At 42.9% G+C, this 2,104-nt stretch carries 3 protein-coding genes; all 3 read right to left on the reverse strand.

The window, feature by feature from the left end; translation table 11 throughout:
• Positions 1–385: 385 nt before the first annotated feature.
• The 3 genes from ACM0OR_RS28015 to ACM0OR_RS28025 all read right to left on the reverse strand — a co-directional run bounded on the left by ACM0OR_RS28015 (position 386) and on the right by ACM0OR_RS28025 (position 1,961).
• Positions 386–547 (reverse strand): hypothetical protein, encoded by a 162-nt coding sequence (locus ACM0OR_RS28015; protein ID WP_414579674.1) that lies wholly within the window; start codon positions 545–547, stop codon positions 386–388.
• A gap of 38 nt (positions 548–585) precedes the next feature.
• Entirely contained in the window at positions 586–858 is a 273-nt protein-coding gene (locus ACM0OR_RS28020) for a hypothetical protein (RefSeq protein ID WP_414579675.1), read from the reverse strand.
• Between the two features lie 926 nt (positions 859–1,784).
• Positions 1,785–1,961 (reverse strand): hypothetical protein, encoded by a 177-nt coding sequence (locus ACM0OR_RS28025; RefSeq protein WP_414579676.1) that lies wholly within the window; start codon positions 1,959–1,961, stop codon positions 1,785–1,787.
• Positions 1,962–2,104 lie beyond the last annotated feature (143 nt).

Genomic DNA, 2,104 nt, shown 5'->3' on the forward strand with positions numbered 1-2,104 from the left:
AGCCTGGACTTAACACCTGGACTCTCTAGAGAGTCCAGGTGTTAAGTCCAGGCTCTTAACAAGCCCCCTTGTGAGTACATACGTTATATGCACTAGCCCCCTTGTAATACCATCCTCAGTCTATACTAGCCCCCTTGTATATATACGTTAGCCCCCTTGTACCCTTATAGTTTCCCGCGTCTATCTACGCACTACCTGCCTTGTAAGTATATTCATGTAAGTACACGCCTTTTACTAGCCCCCTTGTATCAAGATACTACCCCGCTTGTATGTGGATACCCTTAGACTAACTCCCTAGTACATAGATGAATCTTAATGATTATTTAATATTTGTGCTTTGGTTTGCTCACATCTCTGCACATATCCCCTTGTACACTTATAAACCTCACGTCGTATTCTTATCTTTGTTCATATCCCCTTGTACATACATAAATTCCCGCGCATCTCCAACAGTGCGATCACATGACTCCAAATTCCCGCGCTTCCCCGAACTGCGATCGCCATCACCACCCCCAATCAAAATTCCCGTATCCAAATTCCCGCGCATCTCCCCAAGTGCGATCGCGTTACCTGCGATTGAGAAGGTTATGCCTTTCTAAAAATTAAAGGCATAACCTTCTCAAGTGTGGTTTCCACATCAGCCAGTGCCTTCTCAATTGCCTCTAATTTCTGCCGATTCTCCCACGCTTGATAAGCATCTACCACGGAGAGATCCATACCCAGCCCCGAACTGCTGCCCACCCGCCCAATATGCTTATTTTTCGTGAAGTCGCCGCTTCCCCGGCGCGATCGCTTCTTTGGATTCCGCCTAAAAATGGCTTCTTTTGCTTGCCACTTCGCATATACAAACGTGTGCATGGTGTTACTTCCAGCATAATACCGCCTCACTTTATATTCATGAATCCAAGCGTTAGGAGGCGATAAAGGCAACCGCTCTAGCTCTTCTTTAATATCTTGTAGATGCTTAAGCTTCTCGATAATCGCATCAATTTGTTTGCACATTATTTCCAGCATTTCATAACATAACCTAATCTCGCAAAATTTCTCACTATATATTGGCAGCAGTTTTATTTATGTTTCAATCCCTATCAGGGAATATACCTTATTTATAACGAACGTTCAATATAGACATTTAACTTAGTACAAAATTACTACCGCAGATTTTAACTCCGGCAGGGCGATCGCGTGACTCCAAATTCCCGCGCTGTCCCGTGGTGCGATCGCGTGACTCCAGATTTATCACCGTAAATTTTTATCCTTTGGTTTTAAGTCTGGTTTAAATTTAACTATTTTTCTCTCAAGGAATAAATCTCAGGTATCCTTACGATCATCTTATTTTTATTCCTTCGTAAAATAATAAGCGTCTTTTTATTCCTTCGTAAAATAATCAGTTACAGACTTTTTGCGGGTTTTTTCTACGTAAGTTGGGCTAAATCTATGTATCTGTCTCAAGTAGGTATATGGTGTCTCAGGGTAAATTTACCTTTTAAAATTGACCCTGAGACACTTAAAACCCTTACTCTGTAAGCATTTCAGAGGGTGTCTCAGGGTGACTCAGGTGTCTCAGGGTCAATCCTTCCATTTATAGAAAAAAAACAACCATTACAAAACTTTACAATTACAAACTTATAAAATTCCACTTTAAACCAACCAAATGTTAACTTTTGTAAAGCCTTTTTTTTTTCCATAAACTCAACATAGACCCTGAGACACCTGAGTCACCCTGAGACACTTCCTAGAACCCTTGCCACACAAGCCTTTTACCTGTCTCAGGGTCTTCAAATTCACCCAATTTGACCCTGAGACACCATATACCTACTTGAGACAGATACATAAATCGCCCCCTCATATACGGAGAACCCACCAACACCAACACAACCAACCAACCACTGTGGATGCTGGTTAGTTGGGGTGTGGGGTAGGTGGCGTTTGTAGGCTTGGTTTATAAAAAAATGAGCCATAGCCTGTTCAAACCGCTAAGGCTTGTTGCATGACCTTCTAACTACCGCGATCGCTCCCCCCTCCCTGTAGACATAAAAATTCCCCAGGTGCGATCGCTCCTAGGGTGGTGGGTCTGTTCGGTTGGGGTTGGGGTTGGTTGGGT

The organism is Anabaena sp. CCY 9402-a (genome assembly GCF_963920945.1).
Lineage (GTDB): Bacteria > Cyanobacteriota > Cyanobacteriia > Cyanobacteriales > Nostocaceae > Trichormus > Trichormus minutissimus.

What these genes read in the sequence shown, in the direction of transcription:
- ACM0OR_RS28020 (WP_414579675.1), bottom strand. Translation starts at nt 858, where the DNA reads ATGCACACGTTTGTATATGCGAAGTGGCAAGCAAAAGAAGCCATTTTT.
- ACM0OR_RS28025 (WP_414579676.1), bottom strand. Translation starts at nt 1,961, where the DNA reads ATGGCTCATTTTTTTATAAACCAAGCCTACAAACGCCACCTACCCCAC.
- ACM0OR_RS28015 (WP_414579674.1), bottom strand. Translation starts at nt 547, where the DNA reads ATGCGCGGGAATTTGGATACGGGAATTTTGATTGGGGGTGGTGATGGC.